At 64.4% G+C, this 21,798-nt stretch carries 17 protein-coding genes; 4 read left to right on the forward strand and 13 right to left on the reverse strand.

Annotated features, from left to right (window positions below; all coding sequences use genetic code 11):
• Nucleotides 1-124: 124 nt before the first annotated feature.
• Genes rloB through pabB form a run of 3 tightly spaced genes read left to right on the forward strand, consistent with a single transcriptional unit; the run spans nucleotide 125 to nucleotide 4,009 of the window.
• Complete coding sequence (gene rloB, locus H6X51_RS03260; protein WP_185266073.1) at nucleotides 125-1,654, forward strand: osmotic stress tolerance membrane protein RloB; 1,530 nt, start codon at nucleotides 125-127, stop codon at nucleotides 1,652-1,654.
• Nucleotides 1,655-1,664: 10 nt separating this feature from the next.
• Complete coding sequence (locus tag H6X51_RS03265; protein WP_185266074.1) at nucleotides 1,665-2,678, forward strand: alpha-L-glutamate ligase-like protein; 1,014 nt, start codon at nucleotides 1,665-1,667, stop codon at nucleotides 2,676-2,678.
• Nucleotides 2,675-4,009 (forward strand): aminodeoxychorismate synthase component I, encoded by a 1,335-nt coding sequence (gene pabB / locus H6X51_RS03270; RefSeq protein ID WP_185266075.1) that lies wholly within the window; start codon nucleotides 2,675-2,677, stop codon nucleotides 4,007-4,009. Before H6X51_RS03265 ends, pabB begins: the two co-directional genes overlap by 4 nt.
• Before the next feature lie 125 nt (nucleotides 4,010-4,134).
• Here pabB and H6X51_RS03275 read toward each other — a convergent pair whose 3' ends face one another.
• Both H6X51_RS03275 and H6X51_RS03280 read right to left on the reverse strand, forming a co-directional pair.
• Nucleotides 4,135-5,790: an arylsulfatase gene (locus H6X51_RS03275; protein ID WP_235991221.1), complete on the reverse strand. Its 1,656-nt coding sequence runs from the start codon at nucleotides 5,788-5,790 to the stop codon at nucleotides 4,135-4,137.
• Entirely contained in the window at nucleotides 5,774-6,874 is a 1,101-nt protein-coding gene (locus H6X51_RS03280) for an SMP-30/gluconolactonase/LRE family protein (RefSeq protein ID WP_185266076.1), read from the reverse strand. The genes H6X51_RS03275 and H6X51_RS03280 overlap by 17 nt, the downstream gene beginning before the upstream one ends.
• A 185-nt stretch (nucleotides 6,875-7,059) precedes the next feature.
• Between H6X51_RS03280 and H6X51_RS03285 the strand changes: the two genes are divergently transcribed.
• Entirely contained in the window at nucleotides 7,060-8,004 is a 945-nt protein-coding gene (locus tag H6X51_RS03285) for a p-hydroxyphenylacetate 3-hydroxylase reductase component (RefSeq protein WP_185266077.1), read from the forward strand.
• A gap of 180 nt (nucleotides 8,005-8,184) precedes the next feature.
• On the opposite strand, the gene H6X51_RS03290 is transcribed toward H6X51_RS03285, so the two are convergent.
• The 11 genes from H6X51_RS03290 to H6X51_RS03340 form a co-directional block, all read right to left on the reverse strand.
• Nucleotides 8,185-9,390, reverse strand: a complete 1,206-nt coding sequence (locus tag H6X51_RS03290; RefSeq protein WP_185266078.1) for a multidrug effflux MFS transporter — start codon at nucleotides 9,388-9,390, stop codon at nucleotides 8,185-8,187.
• A 187-nt stretch (nucleotides 9,391-9,577) separates the two neighbouring features.
• The gene (locus H6X51_RS03295) at nucleotides 9,578-10,423 is read right to left on the reverse strand and encodes an alpha/beta fold hydrolase (protein ID WP_185266079.1); all 846 of its coding nucleotides are present in this window, start codon (nucleotides 10,421-10,423) and stop codon (nucleotides 9,578-9,580) included.
• Between the two features lie 66 nt (nucleotides 10,424-10,489).
• The gene (gene dmpG / locus H6X51_RS03300; RefSeq protein ID WP_185266080.1) at nucleotides 10,490-11,521 is read right to left on the reverse strand and encodes a 4-hydroxy-2-oxovalerate aldolase; all 1,032 of its coding nucleotides are present in this window, start codon (nucleotides 11,519-11,521) and stop codon (nucleotides 10,490-10,492) included.
• Nucleotides 11,518-12,468, reverse strand: a complete 951-nt coding sequence (locus H6X51_RS03305; RefSeq protein ID WP_185266081.1) for an acetaldehyde dehydrogenase (acetylating) — start codon at nucleotides 12,466-12,468, stop codon at nucleotides 11,518-11,520. Before H6X51_RS03305 ends, dmpG begins: the two co-directional genes overlap by 4 nt.
• 21 nt (nucleotides 12,469-12,489) lie before the next feature.
• Nucleotides 12,490-13,275, reverse strand: a complete 786-nt coding sequence (gene dmpE, locus H6X51_RS03310) for a 2-oxopent-4-enoate hydratase (protein ID WP_185266082.1) — start codon at nucleotides 13,273-13,275, stop codon at nucleotides 12,490-12,492.
• Entirely contained in the window at nucleotides 13,272-13,754 is a 483-nt protein-coding gene (locus H6X51_RS03315) for a GlcG/HbpS family heme-binding protein (RefSeq protein ID WP_185266083.1), read from the reverse strand. Before H6X51_RS03315 ends, dmpE begins: the two co-directional genes overlap by 4 nt.
• Nucleotides 13,751-16,243, reverse strand: coding sequence for an efflux RND transporter permease subunit (locus tag H6X51_RS03320; protein ID WP_185266084.1), 2,493 nt, complete (start codon nucleotides 16,241-16,243; stop codon nucleotides 13,751-13,753). The genes H6X51_RS03315 and H6X51_RS03320 overlap by 4 nt, the downstream gene beginning before the upstream one ends.
• A gap of 26 nt (nucleotides 16,244-16,269) precedes the next feature.
• The gene (locus tag H6X51_RS03325) at nucleotides 16,270-17,331 is read right to left on the reverse strand and encodes a WD40/YVTN/BNR-like repeat-containing protein (RefSeq protein ID WP_328795613.1); all 1,062 of its coding nucleotides are present in this window, start codon (nucleotides 17,329-17,331) and stop codon (nucleotides 16,270-16,272) included.
• A gap of 63 nt (nucleotides 17,332-17,394) precedes the next feature.
• Nucleotides 17,395-18,771, reverse strand: a complete 1,377-nt coding sequence (locus tag H6X51_RS03330) for a DUF1329 domain-containing protein (protein ID WP_185266085.1) — start codon at nucleotides 18,769-18,771, stop codon at nucleotides 17,395-17,397.
• Between the two features lie 9 nt (nucleotides 18,772-18,780).
• A complete protein-coding gene (locus tag H6X51_RS03335; protein ID WP_185266086.1) occupies nucleotides 18,781-20,436 on the reverse strand; it encodes a DUF1302 domain-containing protein in 1,656 nt (551 codons plus the stop codon).
• Between the two features lie 116 nt (nucleotides 20,437-20,552).
• Nucleotides 20,553-21,770 (reverse strand): acyl-CoA dehydrogenase family protein, encoded by a 1,218-nt coding sequence (locus H6X51_RS03340; protein ID WP_185266087.1) that lies wholly within the window; start codon nucleotides 21,768-21,770, stop codon nucleotides 20,553-20,555.
• Nucleotides 21,771-21,798: the final 28 nt, after the last annotated feature.

Here is a 21,798-nt window from a genome sequence, read left to right on the forward strand (position 1 = left end):
CGGGGGAACTTCTGCCTCTGGGTGCCGGTCTGCTTGGCATGCTACTATGCCGCCTGCCTAACGCTGCCTTTTCCATCACATCCAGGGAATGGAGCAGCTGTCTCAAACCGCAGCTGAGAACACTATGCAATCGATCAATACGCATCTGAAAATCCTCATTGCCCTGATGGTCAGTCTGGGCCTGCTGATTACCGGCTATCAGATATATGTACTCGACATCCCCGTACGCGAGGATGAAACCGACGATATCTGGAGCTTGGATGCCAAAGTCGAATTCCGTGCCACCAGCGGAGTACCGGTCAAGGCGCAACTGTTCATCCCGCCGCTGAACCAGAAGTTCGTCAGCCTCAATGAAAGTTTCATCTCCAACAACTATGGCGTCAGCGTCAACCAGCAGAACGGCAACCGCCGGGTAACCTGGTCAGCTCGTCGCGCCAGCGGCTCGCAGACACTCTACTACCGCCTGGTGCTGACCCAGCGCTATGGCGCCGAAGCCATCGAGTCGCCGCCGCCGGCTCCGCGCCAGCCGATCGCCCTGGACGGCCCCGAACAGATTGCCGCCGACGCGCTGATCAACCCGATTCGCCAGCACTCGGCGGATATCGAGACCTTCATCAGCGAGACCATCCGCCGGGTCAACGACATCACCGATGACAATGTACGCCTGCTGCTCGGCAGCCAGAGCAGCCCGATGGACAAGGCGCGGGTGATCGACATCCTGCTGTCCAACGCGCGCATCCCGCTGGAGATGGTGCATACCGTGCGCCTGGAAGCCACTCCCAACCAGGAGCCGGAACTCTGGCTGCGCAGCCACAACGGTGAGCGCTGGTTGTATTTCCATCCGGAAACCGGGCAGCAGGGCATGCCGGAAAACCGTCTGGTTTGGTGGACCGGCAACCTGCCGATGCTGCAGTTGGAAGGCGCTCGCAATGGCAGCGTCAGCATCACTGTCAACAACAGCGAGATGAACGCCCTGCGCCTGGCCAAGATGACCACCGAGAGCAGCCCCTCGGCGCTGCTCGAATACTCGCTGTACGGCCTGCCGCTGCAGGCGCAGCAGGTCTACCAGGTGATGATCATGATCCCGATCGGGGTACTGGTGATCCTGGTACTGCGCAACCTGATCGGTATCCAGACCCTGGGCACCTTCACCCCGGTACTGATCGCCCTGGCCTTCCGCGAGACCCAGGTCGGCTGGGGTATCGTGCTGTTCACCCTGATCACCGCCCTGGGCCTGTCGCTGCGCTCCTATCTGGAACACCTCAAGCTGCAGATGCTGCCGCGCCTGTCCATCGTGCTGACCTTCGTGGTGATCATCATCGCGGTGATCAGCCTGTTCAGCCACAAGCTGGGCATCGAGCGTGCGCTGTCGGTCTCGCTGTTCCCGATGGTGATCCTGACCATGACCATCGAGCGCCTGTCGATCAACTGGGAGGAGCGCGGCGGTGGCCATTCCTTCAAGGTCGCCCTGGGCACGCTGATCGCGGCGACCCTGTCGCACCTGCTGATGACCATCCCGGAGCTGACCTACTTCGTCTTCACCTTCCCGGCCATCCTGCTGGTGCTGGTGGGCTTCATGCTGGCCATGGGTCGCTACCGCGGCTACCGCCTCACCGAACTGATGCGCTTCAAGGCGCTGACCAAGCAGGGTTGAGGAGAGCCGCATGTTCTGGAAGACCTGGAAAGCCCTCAGGGACAATGGCGTCATGGGCATCAATCGGCGCAACGCGGACTATGTGCTGAAGTACAACAAGCGCCACCTGTACCCGGTGGTCGATGACAAGATCCTGACCAAGGAACGTGCCATCACCGCCAATATCAACGTGCCCGACCTGTACGGCATCATCGATACCGAGAAGGACATCGGCAAGTTCAGCAAGCTGGTGGAGAACCACAAGGACTTCGTCATCAAGCCGGCCCAGGGTGCCGGCGGTGACGGCATCATGGTCATCGGTGACCGCTACGAGGGCCGTTACCGCACCGTATCCGGCAAGATCGTCAGTCACGACGAGATCGAGCACCACCTGTCCAACATCATCTCCGGGCTGTACTCCCTGGGCGGCCACCGCGACCGGGCGTTGATCGAATACCGGGTGAAACCGGACCCGATCTTCAAAAGCATCAGCTACGAGGGCGTGCCGGATATCCGCATCATAGTGCTCATGGGCTACCCGGTGATGGCCATGCTGCGCCTGCCGACCCGCCAGTCGGGCGGCAAGGCCAACCTGCACCAGGGCGCAATCGGCGTCGGCGTGGACCTGACCACCGGCGTCACCCTCAAGGGCACCTGGCTGAACAACAAGATCAGCAAGCACCCGGACACCGCCAACGAAGTAGCCGGCGTGCAGTTGCCCGACTGGGACGGTTTCATGCGCCTGGCCACCGCCTGCTACGAGCTGTCCGGGCTGGGCTATATCGGCGTGGACCTGGTGCTGGACCAGAAGAAAGGCCCGCTGATCCTCGAACTCAACGCCCGCCCCGGCCTGAACATCCAGATCGCCAACGATGCCGGCCTGACCCACCGCTGCCACACGGTGGAAAAGCACATCGCCGAACTGAAGAAAGCCGGTAGGACCGAAACCGTCGAGGAGCGCATGGCGTTTTCCCAGAAGCACTTCGGCAAACCGGTATTCCTCAGCGCGGACGAAGCGCCGGCGGAGCCCGAACCCAGCGCATGACCACCCCTTACCAGATTACCGAATTGCCCTGGCAGGCCGATCCGCTGCCAGGGCTTTTTGCCATTCGCGACCTGGGTCACCCGGTGCTGCTCGACTCCGCCGCCAGTGGCGATCCGCTGGGCCGCTACAGCATCCTCGCCGCCGATCCTGTGGCGCTGCTGCGGCCGCAGCCGGATGAGCCCGGCCGGCAGACCATCGAACGCCTGCGCCAGGCCCTCGCCGAACTGGGCCCGGCGCGCTGGCCCGAGCACCTGCAACTGCCGTTCGGCGCCGGTGCGCTGGGCTTCATCAGCTACGACTTCGGCCGGGCGCTGGAAAGCATGCCGGCGCTGGCCCGTGCCGATATCCAGCTGCCCAGCCTGCAGATGGGCATCTACCGCTGGAGCCTGGTCAGCGACAACCAGTTGTGTCGGCGCTGGCTGGTCTGCCACCCGATTGTCGACAAAAGCGAGCAGGCGCAGTTGCTCGCCCGTCTGACCGGTGCCGCGCCGCAACCCGGCCCGTTCGACCTGCTGCAACCGTTCAGTGCGGAGCAGACACCATCAGCCTACCTGCAGGCGTTCGAGCGCATCCAGCGCTACATCCGCGATGGCGACTGCTACCAGGTCAACCTAGCCCAGCGTTTCTCGGCCCCCTGCCAGGGCGACCCGCTGAATGCCTACCAACGTCTGCGCCAGGCCTGCCCCACGCCGTTCGCCGCCTATCTGGAGTTTCCCGGCCAGGCGCTGCTGTGCCTGTCGCCGGAGCGTTTTATCAAGGTCGAGGATGGGCAGGCCGAAACCCGCCCGATCAAGGGTACCCGCCCGCGCGGTGACACGCCGGAGCGGGATCGTGCCCTGGCCGAGGAACTGCAAGGCTGCGCCAAGGATCGCGCGGAGAACCTGATGATCGTCGACCTGCTGCGCAACGACTTCGGTCGCGCCTGCGCCTTTGGCAGCGTGCGGGTGCCGGAGCTGTTCCGGATCGAGAGCTACCCCAACGTGCATCACCTGGTCAGCAGCGTGACCGGTACGCTGAAACCGCAGCTGGACGCCCTGGACCTGCTGGCCGGGGCCTTTCCCGGCGGCTCCATCACCGGCGCGCCGAAGATCCGCGCCATGCAGATCATCGAGGAACTGGAGCCGGTACGCCGCAGCCTGTACTGCGGCAGCATTGGCTATATCGGCTGCGAGGGGCAGATGGACCTGAACATCGCCATCCGCAGCCTGATACACCAGGACGACCGCCTGTACTGTTGGGGCGGCGGCGCCATCGTCGCCGACTCCGAGGGGGAAGCCGAATACCAGGAAAGCCTGACCAAGGTGCGGGTGCTGATGGATAGCCTGGTTTAGGCGCAGCAATCAGCAGAGGAGGCTCAAACCTGGGATTGTCGAGTACCAGCTCGACAGGCGGAGCCAGCCTGCAACCTCATGGCCGCCGGCAAACCCTGGTACGAGCTGGTGCTCGGACAGCGCCCTCAATCCGCCTCCGGTAGCCCCGCCCACTTCGCATACTCGTCCCACGCCCGCATCAGCTCGGCCACCTTGTCCGGATACTCGGCGGCCAGGTCCCGGGTTTCCCCACGATCCTCGGCCAGGTTGAACAGCTGCCATTCATAGGGCTGGCTCAGGCTGGCCGGGCTGCCATCCGGGGCGGCGGCCGAGCGCCACTTCCAGTCACCCAGGCGCACATAGGGCTGGCCGAACATTTCCCCGGCCAGAGGCCTGTCGCGCACCATTCCCCGCCCCTGCCAGGCACCCAGCAGCGACACGCCGGTAACCGGATGCCGGGGCCGGCCCTGGAAGCTGTCACCGGGGTCAGCCTGCCCGGCCAGTTCCAGGAAGGTCGGCAGCAGGTCATCGACCCGCCCGACGTCATGGATCACCTGCCCCGCACCGCCACCAGCCAGGCTGGCCGGCAACCTGACGATGGCCGGTGAGCTGATACCCCCTTCGGCAGCGGTGCCCTTGACCAGGCTGAAGGGCGTCGAGCTGACCTCCGCCCAACGGAAGCCGTAGTTCACATTGGAACCACGCCGGCCGATGTTGGCCAGCGAATCATCGGTCAGCGCGTCGGCCGGGGAATAGCCCTTGGCGTGATCCTCGCCGGCCGCGCCATTGTCGGAAATGAACAGGATCAGCGTGTTGTCGTACTGCCCGCTGCGCTTGAGGTAGTCGATCAGCCGGCCGATATTCATGTCCAGATGATCGACCATGGCCGCATACACTTCCATCCGTCGCGCCTGACGAGCCTGCTCGTGGACGCCGAGCTGATGCCACAGCGGGCTCGGCACATCCGCCGGGGCTGCCGCGGGGAACGCCACCGGAAACAGGCCACTGTCCCGCTGCCGGGCCAGGCGCTGCTCGCGGATGGCCTCATATCCGGCATCGTAGCGCCCACGGTACTTGTCGATATATTCCTGCGGCGCATGCAGCGGCCAGTGCGGCGCCGTATAGGCAGCCCAGGCGAAGAATGGCCGGCCACTGGCCCGTCCCTGTTCCAGGTAGCCGATCAGTTTGTCGGTATAGAAATCCGAGGAGAAGAAATCCGCCGGTACCTCGACCGGCTGGCCATCCTCGCGATAGCTGACGTTCTCCACCCGCACCTGGCTGCCGGCCAGCGGCTGGAAATGACTGGCGCCGCCATCGAGCAGCACGAAGGCGCGGTCGAAGCCCAGGCGCAGCGGGTCCTGCTCCGGCGCCTTGCCCAGGTGCCATTTGCCGCTCAGGTAGGTGTTGTAGCCCGCCTCGCCAAGCAGCGCCGGCAGCGAATGGGCATGCTCATTCAGGTGCCCTTCATAGCCCGGGCGGCCCTGCAGCTGGGGCAGGAACGGCAGCACCTCCGCCATGCTCCCCAGGCCGACCAGATGGTTGTCGGTCCCCGACATCACCATCGCCCGGGTCGGCGAGCAGGTCGGCGCGGTATAGAAGCTGGACATGCGCAGCCCCTCGGCGGCCAGGGCGTCGAGGTTCGGCGTGTCGATCTCACCGCCATAACTGCCCAGGTCGGAGAAGCCCAGGTCATCGGCCATGATCAGCAGGATATTCGGGCGCTCGGCAGCCGCCACGTTACCAAGCCCCAGCGCCAACAGCAGCGCAGCCGTCCCTGCGATCCAGTCAGTCCTGCGCATCATGGTTCCCTCCGTCGGCGGCCACCCGCAGCAGGCGATCCCCGGTGAAGGTGCCAACATACAGTTCGTCGCCAACCTGGGTCGCCACCGAGGCGCCGGACATCACGCCCGGCTCGGCGCTGAACAGCATCTGCTGTTCCAGGCTGTCGGTATCCAGTGCCGACACCCGTACCGCCATCGGGCAGTGCTCGATATGCTGCTCGAAGCAGCGGATAAAGGCCTCGGCATCAGGCACGCCCGCCCCCAGCAGGCGCCCATCGCTGGCCCAATTGAGATTGTCGACCATATAGCCGGTATCCACCTTGGCGGTAATGGCGCCGGTCTCCAGTTCATATCGCCACAGTTGGTTCGCCGTCCAGGAGGCGAACCAGGCGTTCTGCCCATCCGCCGAGACCTGCACGCCGTTGGGAAAAGGCGCATCGGAGCCTTCCAGCTTGCGTAGTGGCTGCGTCGCCGACCAGTGCATCAGGTAGCCGGTATCGCGACCATCGAGCAACTGCTCCAGTGGCAGCGGCGGATGCATGCTCTCGGACACGAACATCACGGTGGCGACGAAGCCCCCGTCCGGCGTGGCCGCCACATCGTTGAACTTGCCCTGCCCCGGGTTCTCCACGCAGCCGCGCCAGACGGCCTGCCAGCCCTGTTCCGCCGGCAGCAACTCGATGAGCTCGATGGCTTCGCGCCCGGCATGGTTGACCACCAGCAACTGCTGGCGACCATCGCTGCGCTCCGACAGGTGGATGCCATGGGCACCGATACCCTGCTCGGGGACCGCACAACCGGCCTCGCCCCATCCGGCTTGCGCCGCGTAACTCACTTCCAGGTCCGCCACGCTGTCACTGGCCAGTTGCATGACCCGCAGCCGTGGGCGGTGCTGACCGGCCAGCCCGGGTGTCACGCTCATGAACAGGTATTGGCCATCGGCGGACAGCTCCAGGTCCTCTGGCGGCGCGATGCCGCACAGCGGCCGATAGTCGGGGCCAGCCTCGCAGGCCGGGGCCTGGTCGGCATGGGCCTGCGCCGTGCAGGCCAACAGGATCAAGGCGAGAGGCGCACAGCGGCGCATCCGGTGCAGGGGCATGGTCATCTGGGGATTCCTATGGTCTTGTCGTTATCAGGGGCTCAAGCCTAGCAACCCCACCCCGTGGCGTCAGTCAACTCAAGCGAACAGCCCATTCAACTTATCGCCAATGACCTCACCCCTGCGCTTGCTAGCATGGAGCCAAGTCCGTACATCGAAGGCTCTGTGGCATGCAGGGCCACTGGAGCCCCATGACAAACGCACAATCCCCCCTCGACCCCCGTCAGTTCCGCCGCGCCTTGGGCAACTTCGCCTGCGGCGTGACCATAGTCACCGCCTGCGATACTACCGGGCGCAAGGCCGGTGTCACCGCCAACAGTTTCAACTCGGTATCGCTGGACCCGCCGCTGATTCTCTGGAGCCTGGACAAGCGTTCCAGCACCTGGGACATCTTCCAGCAGGCCAGCCATTTCGCGGTGAATATCCTGGCCTCCAGCCAGATCGAGCTGTCCAACCACTTCGCCCGGCCCCAGGAAGACAAGTTCGATGGCATCGAGCACCAGCCCGGACTCGGCGGCGCGCCGGTATTTCCAGGCTGCGCCGGCAACTTCCAGTGTTCCACCTTCCAACGGATCGACGCCGGCGACCACTGGCTGATCATCGGCCAGGTCGAGCAATTCGAGGACTTCAGCCAGCCACCGCTGGTCTATCACCAGGGCAGCTATGCCATGGTCCTGCCACACCCGCGCGGGCGCAAGCCGGAGGTCACGGAACAGAACGACTCCGCCGACCTGCTGCACACCCGGCTGGGTGACAACCTGTTCTACCTGATGATCCAGGCAGTCAGTGCCAGTCATCCGCGCTTCGTCCAGCAGCACCTGAAACTTGGCATGCGCAACAGCGAATCGCGCCTGCTGCTGGTACTCGACAGCGCGCCCAACGCGGGCATCGCCGAACTGCAACAGGCCGCCGCCATCCCCGCCCGCGAACTGGCCGACGCCATGGCCAACCTGCAGACCAAGGGCTACCTGGACATCAAGGGCAACCAGCGCTGGGTCACCAGCGCCGGCCACGCCAAGCTGGAGGAACTGTGGAACATGCTGCATCAAGCACAGGACGACATCTTCGCCGAACTCAGCGAGGGTGAACTGGAGGTATTCAGGAAAGCGCTGAAGCTGGTGGTGAGCAAACGCTGACTGGCGTGTAGCGTTTCATCTCGACACAGCGCTGCCTGAGATACCGCAGGCCGGGATGGAACCCGGCCTTCCGTCCAGCAACGCGAATGATGAACCCCACATTTCATAGGATCACGCGGTTTGGAGTGTCGAGTTCCATCTCGACACAGCGCCGCCGGGAACACCCCTGGCTGGGCTCAGTCACAGCGACTCACTCAGCAACGCTTCCCGTTGCCGCACGCTCAGCAGGTGATAGACCAGCAGACCAGCCACGGTGAAACTGAAGATCACCAGCGCCAGCGGGCGCACGCTGCCGTCCTGCAATGCCGCCACCAGCAGGCTGGCGCACATGCCCATGCCGAAGGTCAGGCTCACATGCAGCGCCGAGGCCAGCCCGGCGCGCTCGCCCTGCTCGGCCAGCGCCAGGGCGGTGGCATTGGGACCGACCAGCCCGACGCTGGACACCAGCAGGAAGAACGCCGGCAGGATCAGCCACAACCCGACATGCCCCGCGAGCAGGTCCAGCATCAGCAGCGCCCCGGCCAGCAACGGCAACCACAGCATACGCGCCAGCAGCCGGCGCGGGCTGTGCCGGCGCAGCAGCCAGCGGTTCAACTGGCTGGCGGCGACCAGGCCGATGGCGTTGATGCCGAAGAACCAGCCGAACTGCGCAGCCGGAATGCCGTGCAGCTCGATCAGCACGAACGGCGAACCGACGATATAGGCGAACATCGCCCCGGTGGTGCAGGCCTGGCACAGCGAGAAGCCGATGAAACGGCGATCCCGCAATAGCCCCAGGTAACCGGCGAACACCGGACGCAGCGCCAGCTGCGACGTCGGCCGGGCCAGGCTTTCCGGTAGCAGCAGGCCAATGCCCAGCAGACACGACAACCCAAAGCCGGCCAGCAGCGCGAAGATCGACTGCCAGTACCAGAGCCCCAGCAACGCACCGCCGAGCAGCGGCGCGAAGATAGGCGCAGCCCCCATCACCAGGGTGATCATGCTCATCACCCTGGCTGCCTGCAGTGGCTGGCACAGGTCGCGGACGATGGCCACGGTCAACACCGCCCCGGCACACCCACCCAGCCCCTGCAGGAAGCGCAACAGCACCAAGCCCTCCAGCGACGCGCTGGCGACGATCAACAGCGATGCCAGGCTGTACAGCCCGAGCCCGAACAGCAAGGGTGGACGCCGGCCAAAACGGTCGCTGAGCGGCCCATAGCACAGCATGCCCAGCAGCATGCCGACGAAATAGGCGGAAAAGGTCAGCTCCACCTGCCCCGGCAGCAACCCCAGCTCCAGGGCAATCGCCGGCAGCGCCGGCAGGTACATATCGGTGGACATCGGCGCCACCGCGGTCAGCGCACCGAGCAGCAGCAAGCCGCTGGTACGAAGGTTGTCGGGCATATTCATTCTCTCTGCTATGCGGCGGGTGTCACTGCAGCCCCGCCGCTGGTTCAGGCAGCAACCCGGCCTCGCGCTCGGCCACTTGCCGGTAGGCGTCAGCGTAGCGCAGGTCGATACCATCCTGGTTAGGGTTGTAGATCGATAGGCGGCACGCCCCGCTACGGGGCGGCCCGTGTGCGGCGGGAGATCAGTGTTTGATGAAGTCGATCACCAGGCGGTTGAACTCCTCGGCATGCTCCCACTGCGCCCAGTGCCCGCATTGGCTGAATACGTGCAGGGTCGAGTTGGGGATCATGTTGAGGAACTTCAGGCTCCAGTCGATGGGTACGAAACGGTCGTCGCGGCCCCAGGTAATCAACGTCTTGTTCGGGATGTTCGGCAGGTCGTTGGTGTAGTCACCCATATTGAAGCCGCTCATCTCCACGCTCTTGAGGAAGTTGGGCAGGTGATGGCCGTTCTCCATCATCGACTGGTAGCGTAACTCGATCAGTTCATCGGTCAGCGCACTGGGGTCGTAGACGAACACGTCGAGCATCCGGCGCAGGCTTTGCGGACTGGGATTCTTGTACACATCGAACAGCAGCTTGATGCCTTCCATCGGCAGCGGGGTGAAGATGCTGGTCTTGCCCACCCCGCCAGCGCCCATCAGGATCAGCTTGCCGACCCGTTCAGGGTTGTCCTTGGTGAAGGCCAGTGCACTGCCGCCGCCCATGGAATTGCCCACCAGGTGGGCCTGGTCGATATCCAGAGCATCCATCAACTGGCGGGTGGCGCGGCCGTTGACGTCGAAACGCGGCTCGCCGGTAACGATCGGATCGGATTTGCCCCAGCCCGGGTAGTCCGGCAGGATCACCCGGTAACCGGCCTCGACGAAGGCATCGACGTTGCGGTGGAAGTTGGCCCAGCCGGTAGCGCCGGCACCGGAGCCGTGCAGCATGATGACCACCTCCCCTTCCCCGGCCTCGTTGTAGTGCAGCTTCCAGTCTTCGGTCTGGACGAACTTGCTGGTGTTTTCCTGTGTGAACTGGCTCATTCGGTTTTCCTTCTTGTGGTTATCGCGTATTGGTAACGGGCCCACCATCGGCGTGCCCCGGGTGATTCAGTTGGCCTGGCGCTGCTTGAGCAGATCCAGCGCCACGTCGACGATCATGTCCTCCTGGCCACCAACCATGCGGCGCTTGCCCAGCTCGACCAGGATATCCAGGGTCTTGAGACCGTATTTCTCCGCCGCCACCTCGGCATGCCGCAGGAAACTGGAATACACCCCGGCATAGCCCAGCCCCAGGGTTTCCCGGTCGACCCGCACCGGGCGATCCTGCAGCGGGCGGACGATATCGTCGGCGGCGTTCATCAGCGTGTAGAGATCGGTACCGTGGTTCCAGCCCAGGCGCTCGGCGGCGGCGATAAACACCTCCAGCGGCGCGTTGCCGGCGCCGGCACCCATACCCGCCAGGCTGGCGTCGATGCGGTCGCAGCCCTCTTCCACCGCGGTGATCGAGTTGGCCACCCCCAGGCTGAGGTTGTGGTGGGCATGCATACCGGTGTGGGTAGCCGGATCGAGTGCATCCTTGAACGCACGCATGCGGTCGCGGATATCCTGCATGTTCATCGCCCCGCCGGAGTCGGCCATATAGATGCAGGTGGCGCCGTAGCTTTCCATCAGCTTGCCCTGCTCGGCCAGTTGCTGTGCCGGGATCATGTGGCTCATCATCAGGAAACCGACGGTGTCCATGCCCAGCTCGCGGGCATATTCGATATGCTGCTTCGATACATCGGCTTCGGTGCAATGGGTGGCGACCCGCACCACCCTGGCACCGGCGTCATAGGCGGCTTTCAGATCATGTACAGTGCCGATACCCGGCAGCAGCAAGGTGGCGATTTTCGCGTGCTTGACCACATCGGCCACCGCCTCGATATATTCCAGGTCGGTATGCGCGGCAAAGCCGTAGTTGAAGGAGGAGCCCTGCAGGCCATCCCCGTGGGCCACTTCGATGGAATCGACCTTCGCCTGATCCAGCGCACGAGCGATATCCACCGCATTCTGCAGCGAATACTGGTGGCGGATGGCATGGCTGCCATCGCGCAGGGTCACATCGGAGATATAGAGTTTCTTGCCGGGATCGAAGCTCATGCGGCGTCTCCTGTATTCAACATGGACTGGGCCATGCGCTCGGCAGTGGCCAGCGCCGCCGAGGTCATGATGTCGAGGTTGCCGGCGTAGGCCGGCAGGTAGTGGGCGGCGCCTTCGACTTCGAGGAAGATTGAGGTCTTCAGCCCGCCGATATGTCCTATGCCCGGCACGTTGACCGGCGTGGTATCGGGGATCACATCGAACTGCACTTTCTGTTTCAGGCGGTAACCCGGCACATAGCGCTGCACCGCGGCGGCCATTTCCTCGACCGAGGCGGCGACCTTGTCCTGATCGACCAGCTCCGACAGCACGAACACGGTATCGCGCATGATCAGTGGCGGCTCGGCCGGGTTCATGATGATGATCGCCTTGCCCTTCCGGGCGCCGCCGATCACCTCGATGGCCTTGGAGGTGGTCTCGGTGAACTCGTCGATATTGGCCCGGGTGCCGGGGCCGGCGGACTTGCTGCTGATCGAGGCGACAATCTCGCCGTAATGCACCTTGGCTACCCGCGACACGGCGGCAACCATGGGGATGGTGGCCTGGCCACCGCAGGTGACCATATTGACGTTGGTCTGCTGCAGGTGCTCCTCCAGGTTCACCACCGGCACGCAGTACGGGCCGATGGCCGCCGGCGTCAGGTCGATCATCCGCAGGCCGGGCTTGAGCTGGCGCAGCAGTGCATCGTTACGCACATGCGCGCCGGCGCTGGTGGCATCGAACACGAAGTCGATATCGGCGAACTCCGGCATCTGCGCCAGGCCGTCCACGCCCTGGTGGGTGGTGGCCACGCCCAGGCGCTGGGCACGGGCCAGACCGTCGGATGACGGATCGATACCGACCATCACCGACATCTCGATATGCTGCGCGTTGCGCAGGATCTTGATCATCAGGTCGGTGCCGATATTGCCCGAGCCGATGATCGCGGCTTTGAGTTTCTTGCTCATTGTTGTCATTCCTCAGATGAATCAGGCAAAGCGCACGCTGCAGCTGCCAAGGCCGGCAATGGTCATGTTCAGGTTGTCCCCGGCAGCCACCGGTACCATGCCCGACAGCGCACCGGACAGAATCACCTCGCCCGCCTTGAGGCTCATGCCCAGCCGCCCCAGGGTATTGGCCAGCCAGGCCACGGCGATCGCCGGCGAGCCCATGGTCGCGGCACCGGCACCAGTGCCGACGATGGCGCCGTTCTTTTCCAGCACCATGCCGGTGGTGTACAGGTCCAGTCCTCGCGGGTCGACCAGCCGATCACCCAGCACGAACAGTCCGCAGGAGGCGTTGTCCGCCACGGTGTCCTGAATCCTGATCTGCCAGTCACGGATGCGCGAGTCGACGATCTCGAAGCAGGCCATCACCCCTTCGGTGGCGCGCAGTACATCGGCCACGGTGACGCCGGGACCGGCCAGATCCTGCTTGAGTACGAAGGCGATCTCGCCTTCGGCCTTGGGCTGGATCAGCGTGGTCATGTCCACGCACTGGCCCTGGTTCACCACCATGCGGTCGGTAAGCATGCCGAAATCCGGCTGGTCGACCTTGAGCAGGTCCATCACCGCCTGGCTGGTGACACCGATCTTCTTGCCGATAAGGCGTTCGCCATCCTCCTGGCGCCGGGCGATCAGTTGCTGCTGGATGGCGTAGGCGTCCTCGATGGTCAGCTGCGGATGGCGCTCGGTCAGCGGCGCCACCATGCGCGCCTCGCGCAGGGCGACGAACAGCTCATCGCCGAGCTGGGCATGCAGGGGGTTGTTGCTCATGGTTGGGCTCCTTCGGATTCAAGCGCTGCCTCGGCCTGACGGGCCATCGCCTCGCAGCCGGCCAGCGCGCAGATAATGTCTTCTTCCTCACTGGCACCGGACACACCGATGGCACCGACCATGCGCCCCGCCAACTGGATCGGGAAGGCGCCACCCATGGCGACGATCTCCGGGCGCAGCAACAGGTTCATGCGGATGCGCTCACTGGCGTTGTCGATCATATCGCCCAGGGTGCTGCTGGGCAGGCCGAACGAGGCCGAGGTGCGGGCCTTTTCGGTGGCCAGTTGGATGCTGTGCCAGGGCGTGCCCTCGGTGCGGGCGAAGGCCATCAGGTGGCCGCCGCCATCGACCACGGCGATGCTGACCTGCAGCTGGTTGCGCCGCGCGCAGTCCAGCGCCGCATCGACCCCGACCCGGGCCAGGTCCAGCGCCAGGCCGTCGCCGGGCAGGCGCGGCAGGGGTAATCCATGGCGGCTCATGACAGCACCTCCTCTACAGCGAAGGCGCGGCGCTCGCTCGGATGCAGGGCATCGCCCGACTGCGTCTGCTCAGCCTGCTTCTGCCGCAGTACATATTGCGAGGTAAAATGCTTCGGCTGCAGCAGGAAACACGCCAGCGCCGGCACCAGGATCAGCGCCACCAGCATGTTGCAGAAGAACATGAAGGTCAGCAGCAGGCCCATGTCGGCCTGGAACTTGATCGGCGACAGTATCCAGGTCACCACGCCCAGCGACAGGGTCACGCCGGTGAACACCACCACCCGGCCGGTGAAGTTGAGTGCCTGGAAGTAGGCTTCCGACAGGTTCGAGCCACGCTTGAGCCAGAACAGCATGACGCTGAGGATATACAGCGCATAGTCGACGCCGATCCCCACCCCCAGCGCCACCACCGGCAGAGTGGATACCTTCAGCCCCATGCCCAGCTTGACCATCAGCGCCTCGGCCAGCATCGAGGTCAGCATCAGCGGCAGGATCGCGCAGATGGTCGCCCGCCAGGAACGGAACGCCAGCAGGCACAGCAGACTCACCGCCAGGTACACGCCGATGACCATCTGGGTATTGGCGCGCTTGACCACGATATTGGTGGCGCTTTCGATACCGGCGTTACCGGCGGCCATGATGAAGCGCGCCTGCTCGTCGTTGAACTCCTGGGTGAAGTCCTCCACTGTGGACACCACCCCACTCAGGGTCTGTGCCTTGTGATCCTGCAGGTAGACGAACACCGACAGCAGCTCGCAGGTGGCATTGAACAGGTCACGTGGCGAGCGGTTGGCCGCGGCATTGATCATCGGCTGGTTCGGCGGCAGCTCGTTCCATTTCAGGAAGCCCTCGTTCATCCCGACGTTGACCCGCCGCGCCACCCCGGCGATGGAGCTGGTGCCATCCACGCCCGGCAACTGGCGCAGGCGCCACTCCAGTTCCTCGACCTTGCGCAGGGTCTGGTAGTCGACACACTGCCCGGCAGGGGTCTCGACCATGAACACGAACACATCGCTGCTGGCCTGGTAGTTGCTGATAATGAACTGGTTGTCCTGGTTGTAGCGCGAGTCGGCGCGTAGCTCCGGCGCGCCGGGGTCCAGGTCACCGACCTGCAGGTTACGCGCCTCGAGCACTGCCCAGCCGGCCAGCGCACCGGCACACAGCAAGGCGCTGATGGCGACCCGCGGGCGGGTGAAGGCCAGCAGTCCACGCACTACGGCGGGCTTGCGGTAGTCCGGCTGTTCATGGGCACGCTCGGCGTCCAGCCGGCGCTGCGCGGCACGCGGTGACACACCGGTGTAGGACAGCATGATCGGCAGCAGTGCCAGGTTGGTGAACACCAGCAGCGCCACACCGATGCTGGAGATGATCGCCAGCTCCTTGATCACCGGGATATCGACGATGGTCATCACCGCAAAACCCACCGCGTCGGCCAGCAGTGCGGTCATGCCGGCGGCGAACAGGCGGCGGAAGGTATAGCGTGCGGCGATCAGCTTGTGGGTGCCGCGCCCGATGTCCTGCATGATGCCGTTCATCTTCTGTGCACCATGGCTGACGCCGATGGCGTAGACCAGGAACGGCACCAGGATCGAATAGGGATTGAGCTCGTAGCTCAGCAGCGGCAGCACGCCCAGCAGCCAGACCACACCCACCAGGGTACAGCCCTGTACCACCAGGGTGCTGCGCCAGCAGCGGGTGAAGTACAGTAGGATGGCGCTGGTGATCAGCACTGCGGCGGCGAAGAAGCTGAGCACCGCATACAGACCGGAAATCAGGTCACCCATGACCTTGGCGAAGCCGATGATGTGCAGCGATACACCCTGATCGGCATAACGATCACGGATATCCTCCAGCGCATCGGACAGCTGCTTGTAGTCCAGCGCCTCGCCGGTGGCCGGGTCCACGTCCAGCAGCGGTACCAGGATGATGCTGGAACGGAAGTCCGGCGCCACCAGTTGGCCGATCTCGCCGGACAGTTGCACGTTGCCGCGCAGCACCTCCAGGTCCTCGGCGCTACCGGCGAAGCCGTCGGGAATCACCGTGCCGCCATCGAAGCCATGCTCGGTCACCCCCTGCCAGCGGGTCAGCGGGGTCCACAGCGACTTCATGAAGGAACGGTCCACCCCCGGCAGCAGGAACACCTCGTCGTTGATCTGGCGCAGGGTCTCCATGTACTCGGCGCTGAATATGTCGCCCTCGCCCTCCAGCGCCACGGCGATGCGCAAGGTGTTGGCGGTGCCCTTGAGTTCATCCTGGTGCTTGAGATAGTTGAGGATGAACGGGTGGCTGGTAGGGATGGTCTTGAGGAAGCTGGCGTTCATGCGCACCTGGGTCGCCGACGCGGCAAACAGCACGGTCATCAGCACGCAGAAGGCGATGATCCAGCCCCGGTAGTTGAACAGCAGACGCTCCAGGCCATTGCCCGAGCGCTGGTCGAAATCCTTCAGGTTGGTAATGGTCTGGAAACCGTCTGAAGATGAAATAGCCATATCGAAGAACCTCTGGCGCAGGCCGGTCAGTTGAGCTGCTCGGCGGAGAAACGGGTAACACCATTGGCGCCGACGCCCAGCACGCTGCCATCGGCCAGCGGCAGCAGCTCGGTCAGCGGGAACGGGCGCGCGGCGCGGATGCGCGAAAACGAACGACCGTCATCCCGGCTCAGCCAGCCACCGCCGGCGGCATCGGCCAGCAGCAGTGCGCCATCGCTGAGCAGGGTGCCGGCGGTCAGGCTCTGGCTGGTCGGTACCGGCAGTTGCCGCCAGTGCTGGCCGGCATCGCTGGAAACGAAGGCGTGGCCACGCAGGCCGAAGGCCAGTAACTGGCGGCTGTTGCCCAGCAGGCCGAAGTAGCTGCCCTCGTAGGGCTGCTCCAGGCGCTCGACCTGGCTGACCGCCGCATCGCTGCGATACAGGCCGCCCATCTCGCCGGCCAGGTACAGCGTATCGCCAACCGCCAGCACGGCGTTCACGTGACTCTGCTCGGTGCCTTCCAGCAGCGCCAGCAGCGGCTGCCAACTGGCACCGCCGTCACCGCTGCGCACGCCCAGGCCATAGGCGCCCACCGCCAGCACCGTCCGGTCGCCCAGGCATTGCACGTCCAGGAACGGCTTGTCGGCACCATCCTCGACCAGCATCTCGGCGGTGTATTCCAGTTCCGAGCCCTGCTCCCGGGCAAGCTGCAGGGCGGCCTGGGCGAAGCGCTGGCCATCCAGCTGCAGGCTCCAGCTGGCGCCGGCATCGCTGCTGTGCAGGATCGCGCCGCGATGCCCGACAGCCCAGCCACGCTGGTCGTCGGCGAAACATACGGCGGTCAGGGTCACGCTGACCGGGGATGGCGCCTGGCGCCAGCTCTGGCCCTGGTCATCGGACAGGATGATGTGACCACGCTCGCCCACCGCTACCAGCCGATCCCCGGCCCGGGTCACCGCACTGAGCATGGAACGGGCCGCCAGTTCGGTCTGCATGGCCGGCCGGCTGAGGGTATCCGGCAGCTCCACCGCCAGCGCCAGCGCCGGCAGGCAGGCCAGCGCGGTGGCGGCGAACAGCGGTAGCAGGCTCGTTGTAATCTTGTTCTTCACTTGGGCAACTCCTCGCAAGGCGGATTGCCCCCTGCCATGACTGGCAGGGGGCAACGGGATCGATCAGCGACCACTCATGCGCAGCAGCGATTGCGGCGAGAAGTAGGTCTCCGAACGCTTGTCAGCCATGCTGAACTGACTGCCCTTGACGTCCGTGCCCATGGCGCAGTTGTAGACCCAGGCACGGGTACGGTGGTCATGGAAGAAGCCATTGCAGTAGTTCACCGTCGCCGGGATGTCCGGCGCCACGAACGGCGTGCTCATCGCGGTGCGCCACAGGGTGCCCTCGGCGTCCCAGCCGTCGAAGATCGCCGTGCCCCAGTTGTCCTCGCTGAAGTAGAACTGGCGCTTGGGCACCGCATGGCGGCTGCCCGGCTTCAGGGTCGCCTCCACTTCCCAGACCCGATGCAGCTCCCAACGTACCAGGTCGGGGTTGGCATGCCGCTGGCCGAGCACGTCGGCGTCGCTGTGCGCCATCAGCGCGTTGTTGTTATAGGGAATGATCATTTCCCGCTTGCCGACCAGCTTCCAGTCATAGCGCTCGGGCGAGCCACCGTAGCCGAAGGTTTCGTCGACGAAGTTGGTACCGGAAGCCACCACGTTCGGCGTGTCGAAGTTGATGCTCGGCGCCTGGCGCACACGGCGCTGGCCAACCAGGTACTGCCACAGGGTGCGGCCCTGGTGGTAGTCCAGGGTGTTGTGCACCATCAGTGCCTCACCGGCGCGGAACGCCGGCTCGTAGGCCAGCTGGATGGCCAGCATGTACTTCGGATTGGGCGTCGAGTCCGCCGAGCCACTGGCGTAGTAGTACGGATACTGCGCGTAGTCCTGCGCCGCGGTGGCGAGGATACGACGCCCCTCGCCGGTGGTGGTCCAGACCTGGTACTTGGTGTCGGTGGACTCGCCACGCCACTGCAGCTGGTGGTTCCACACCACCTCGATGCCGCTCTTGGGAATCGGGAACGGCACCCCGCCATAGGCACCGCGCACGGTCAGGCCATTGTTCTCCAGGGTCGCACTGGTGGCGTTTCTGAAGGTATTGTCGTAGATCCACTGCGGCGCCGCAGCGGTACGCCGGGTCGGGTACACGTCGATGCGATAGGTATCCGGGTTGGCCTTGAACAGCTGGACCACACCGGCGGCCAGCTTGTCCTGGTGCTCGCCCAGATTGGCGGCGGTGATCGAGTACAGCGGCTGGTCGTCAGCAAAGGGGTCGAAGTCCCGATTACCGTTCTTGAAGCCGGCCGGCACCGTGGTATAGCCACCGTCCCAGGCCGGGATGCTGCCGTCGGCATTGGCGCCGCGCTCGGCCCCCAGCGGCGTCAGGCTGGACTTGAGCTGGGCCGCTTCCTCGGGGCTGACCGCCGCGCTGGCGCTGCCGACGGCCAGCGCCAGCAGGGAAACGCAGAGAGCGAATTGACGAATGTTCTTGTTATGCATGATCTGGCCTCAGAACGTATAGGATGCATTCAGGGAAATGAAGTCGCGGTCGCCGTTGGTCTGCTTGTAGGTCTTGACGCCCGACACGGCGCCGATCGACTCAACAAACTCCATGCGGTTGACCCGGTCGGTCGGACCGTAGAAGCCGTTGTAACTCAGCGCCACGGTGACACGCTTGAGGTACTCGGCCGACACACCGATGTTGAAGCCACCGCCCTTGGCCTGGCTGAAGCCACCCACCGCCGAGGAACGACCATCGATGCCATAGCTCACGCCCATGGGTACCGACAGGTCGATGCCATCGAACACCTGGAAGTAGGTCGGGGTGAACACCACGCGCATGGCGGTGGCGTCGCGGGTGTTGTTGGGGTCCAGCCACTCGCGGTTCTTGGTCACGCTCAGGGTGCGGTTCCAGGCCAGCTCGCCCATCAGCGCGGCGGTATCCCAGAAGCGGCTCTGGGGCATGATCTGAATCATGCTGATCTGGGCATGCGCGGTATTACCCACGGCGTACAGCGGATTGCGGTCATTGTCGTGGTCGCCGGTGACATCGGCCACCGTCAGGCTGACCAGCGGTGCATTGCGGCGGATCGAGCCCTCGAAGGCGACGTTGGCATCACCGATGCCGGTCGTCGCGCTGAAGCCGTAGGCCCGCACATCCTCGGGAAAGACCAGCATATGCTCGCCAACGACGATGTCATCGGCCACGCCGGGCTGCGGCACGTCGAACGGCCGGGTCTGCACCTGGAAGTTCTTGTCGTGGTAGTTGATCGCGTACAGACCGAAGTCGGTATCGATGCTGTCGGCCCGGTAGCGCAGCTGGAAGCCCCACTGCCCCGAGTCACGCGCCTCGATGTCGCTGGTGCGGTACAGCGATACCCCCGGCGCAGCGAGAATGCGCTCGCCACCGCCATCGAGCAGGTCCGCCGGACTGAAATAGCTGCCGGCCGCCGGAATCCGCGTGCGCTCCCACTCGAACTGGTAATAGGCGCCCAGCGACAGGGCCGGGGTCAGCTGCAGGTCAGCGGAAATCTGCTTGACCGGCAGTACCAGCTCCTTGAACTGCGAGTTGGGCGCCGACAGCGCCTGGATCGCGTTGATCGGCATCATGCCGCCGGCAATGCCGTTGTTGCCGAAGAACAGGCTCTCGCCATACAGCAGCGAGTGCTGGCCGACACGCACCACGCCCCAGACATCATCGGTCAGGCTGAAGTCGGAATAGACGAAGGCGTCACGCAGCTCGGCATCACGGCCGTGCAGGTCGCGGGTCTCCTTGGTGAACTCGTTGTAGGCCACCGACAGGTTGTTGGCGCTGTCCGGGTTGTCATGGTCGTTCTTGCGGTTGTAGACCCGGTCATACCAGGCCGCACCGCTGACACGCACGCCCATGCCACGGTAGTTGACGTCGAACTCGGAGAACAGGTCGACACGGTTGTTGATCATCGACCCCTTGTCGAAGTTACGGTTACCGTCATCCAGGGTGATGTCGGAAAGCAGGCGCTCCTTCTGACCCTGTACCCGCCAGGCCGCGTTGTACTTCACGTTGGTATCCAGACGGATACGCAGGTCGGGATTGGCGGTATCGAACTGGAACGCATGGGCAGGCAATGGGGAACAGAGCAGGATGGCAGCACTCAGGGCTGACAGCTGAAACGTCTTGTTCATCCTTCGGTAAGACATAAGGCACCTCAGATATGGGCGGTACTCCGCCTTTTATTTTTATCCCGCACCGACCACCGTGATGGCCGGTGCGATCCATTCGGGGCAGGCCCCAAATCAGGTCAAGCGTTCAGCGACACCGGCTCCAGGCCGAAGACCATGGGCGGCAGTTGCTGACCGAGCAGGTAGGCTCCCAGCATGCCGGCGGTATCGTCGGCGTTCTGGGTGATATGGTTGGCCGCGGCGATGACGTCGCGCAGGATGCGCTGCAGCGGGTTGTTCAGATAGATACCGCGCGCCGAGGTCGCCTTGAACAGCAGCATCACCGCTTCCTCGCAGTCGCGTCCGACCCGGGCGATATCCAGCATGTGGTGGACCCGGTCGTAGTTCGGCACCAGCTCGCCGCGTTCGACGATCTCGGTGGTCTCGGCCATCATCTGCAACAGCCGTGCCCGCGCCGAACGCACCCGCACCACCGCGTTGCCCAGGCGATCCTTGACGTAGGGGCTGAGGGCAGCGCTGCCGCCATCGGTGGTATTGGTGCGCACGGTCATCTGGCGGATGTACTCATCGATACCGCCCTGGGCCATGCCGACGATCAGCGCCGACACCGAGCCGAAGAAGATCTGATTGAACGGGTACAGGTAATGCGTACCGCGATCATCCTTGTGGTACTGGATCAGGCTGTGGGTACGGTGATAGGGAACGAAGGTCTCGCGGACCACCAAGCTCTTGCTGCCGGTGCCGGCCAGGCCGAACACGTGCCAGTCATCCTCGATCTCGTAGTCGGTGGCCGGTACCAGCATGGACAGGCGATCGATCACATTGCCCTGGGCATCACGGCGCAGCCCACCGAGGAAAGCCCACTTGCCATGGTCGCAGCCGCTGGAGGTCTTCCAGGTGCCGCTGATCCGGTAGCCGCCTTCGACTTCCTCGACCTTGCCGAAGGGCGGGTAGGAGGACGCGATGATGGTCTTGTCATCCTCACCCCAGACATCTTCGCAGGCCTGATCCGGCAGACTGCCGAACTCCCACTGGTGCACCCCGAGGATCATCATGTTCCAGGCGCTGCTGCAGCAACCGCGCCCCAGCTCCATCAATACCTTGTAGAACACCGCCGGGTTCATCTCGTAGCCACCGAACTTGGCCGGCTGCAGGATCTTGAAGAACCCTGCATCGACGAAGGCCTGGATGGTTTCCGGCGATACCATGCGGTTCTTCTCGACCGAGTCGGCCTTCTCGATAAGCATGGGAATCAGGTCACGGGCACGCTGGATCAGTTCGGCCTCGGAGGGCACACAACTGGCTTGGTCGGCAGTCTTTTTCAGCACACTAGTCATATCGGTTCTCACTTTGTTGTTATCCGGG

This window comes from Halopseudomonas xiamenensis (assembly GCF_014219065.1).
Classification (GTDB): Bacteria; Pseudomonadota; Gammaproteobacteria; order Pseudomonadales; family Pseudomonadaceae; genus Halopseudomonas; species Halopseudomonas xiamenensis.

Coding starts and splice junctions, on each gene's coding strand:
- H6X51_RS03315 (WP_185266083.1), bottom strand. CDS start 13,754: ATGAGCCGCCATGGATTACCCCTGCCGCGCCTGCCCGGCGACGGCCTG.
- H6X51_RS03320 (WP_185266084.1), bottom strand. CDS start 16,243: ATGGCTATTTCATCTTCAGACGGTTTCCAGACCATTACCAACCTGAAG.
- H6X51_RS03265 (WP_185266074.1), top strand. CDS start 1,665: ATGTTCTGGAAGACCTGGAAAGCCCTCAGGGACAATGGCGTCATGGGC.
- H6X51_RS03280 (WP_185266076.1), bottom strand. CDS start 6,874: ATGACCATGCCCCTGCACCGGATGCGCCGCTGTGCGCCTCTCGCCTTG.
- H6X51_RS03285 (WP_185266077.1), top strand. CDS start 7,060: ATGACAAACGCACAATCCCCCCTCGACCCCCGTCAGTTCCGCCGCGCC.
- H6X51_RS03340 (WP_185266087.1), bottom strand. CDS start 21,770: ATGACTAGTGTGCTGAAAAAGACTGCCGACCAAGCCAGTTGTGTGCCC.
- H6X51_RS03330 (WP_185266085.1), bottom strand. CDS start 18,771: ATGCATAACAAGAACATTCGTCAATTCGCTCTCTGCGTTTCCCTGCTG.
- H6X51_RS03290 (WP_185266078.1), bottom strand. CDS start 9,390: ATGCCCGACAACCTTCGTACCAGCGGCTTGCTGCTGCTCGGTGCGCTG.
- H6X51_RS03295 (WP_185266079.1), bottom strand. CDS start 10,423: ATGAGCCAGTTCACACAGGAAAACACCAGCAAGTTCGTCCAGACCGAA.
- H6X51_RS03305 (WP_185266081.1), bottom strand. CDS start 12,468: ATGAGCAAGAAACTCAAAGCCGCGATCATCGGCTCGGGCAATATCGGC.
- rloB (WP_185266073.1), top strand. CDS start 125: ATGCAATCGATCAATACGCATCTGAAAATCCTCATTGCCCTGATGGTC.
- dmpG (WP_185266080.1), bottom strand. CDS start 11,521: ATGAGCTTCGATCCCGGCAAGAAACTCTATATCTCCGATGTGACCCTG.
- dmpE (WP_185266082.1), bottom strand. CDS start 13,275: ATGAGCAACAACCCCCTGCATGCCCAGCTCGGCGATGAGCTGTTCGTC.
- H6X51_RS03275 (WP_235991221.1), bottom strand. CDS start 5,790: ATGATGCGCAGGACTGACTGGATCGCAGGGACGGCTGCGCTGCTGTTG.
- H6X51_RS03335 (WP_185266086.1), bottom strand. CDS start 20,436: ATGAACAAGACGTTTCAGCTGTCAGCCCTGAGTGCTGCCATCCTGCTC.
- pabB (WP_185266075.1), top strand. CDS start 2,675: ATGACCACCCCTTACCAGATTACCGAATTGCCCTGGCAGGCCGATCCG.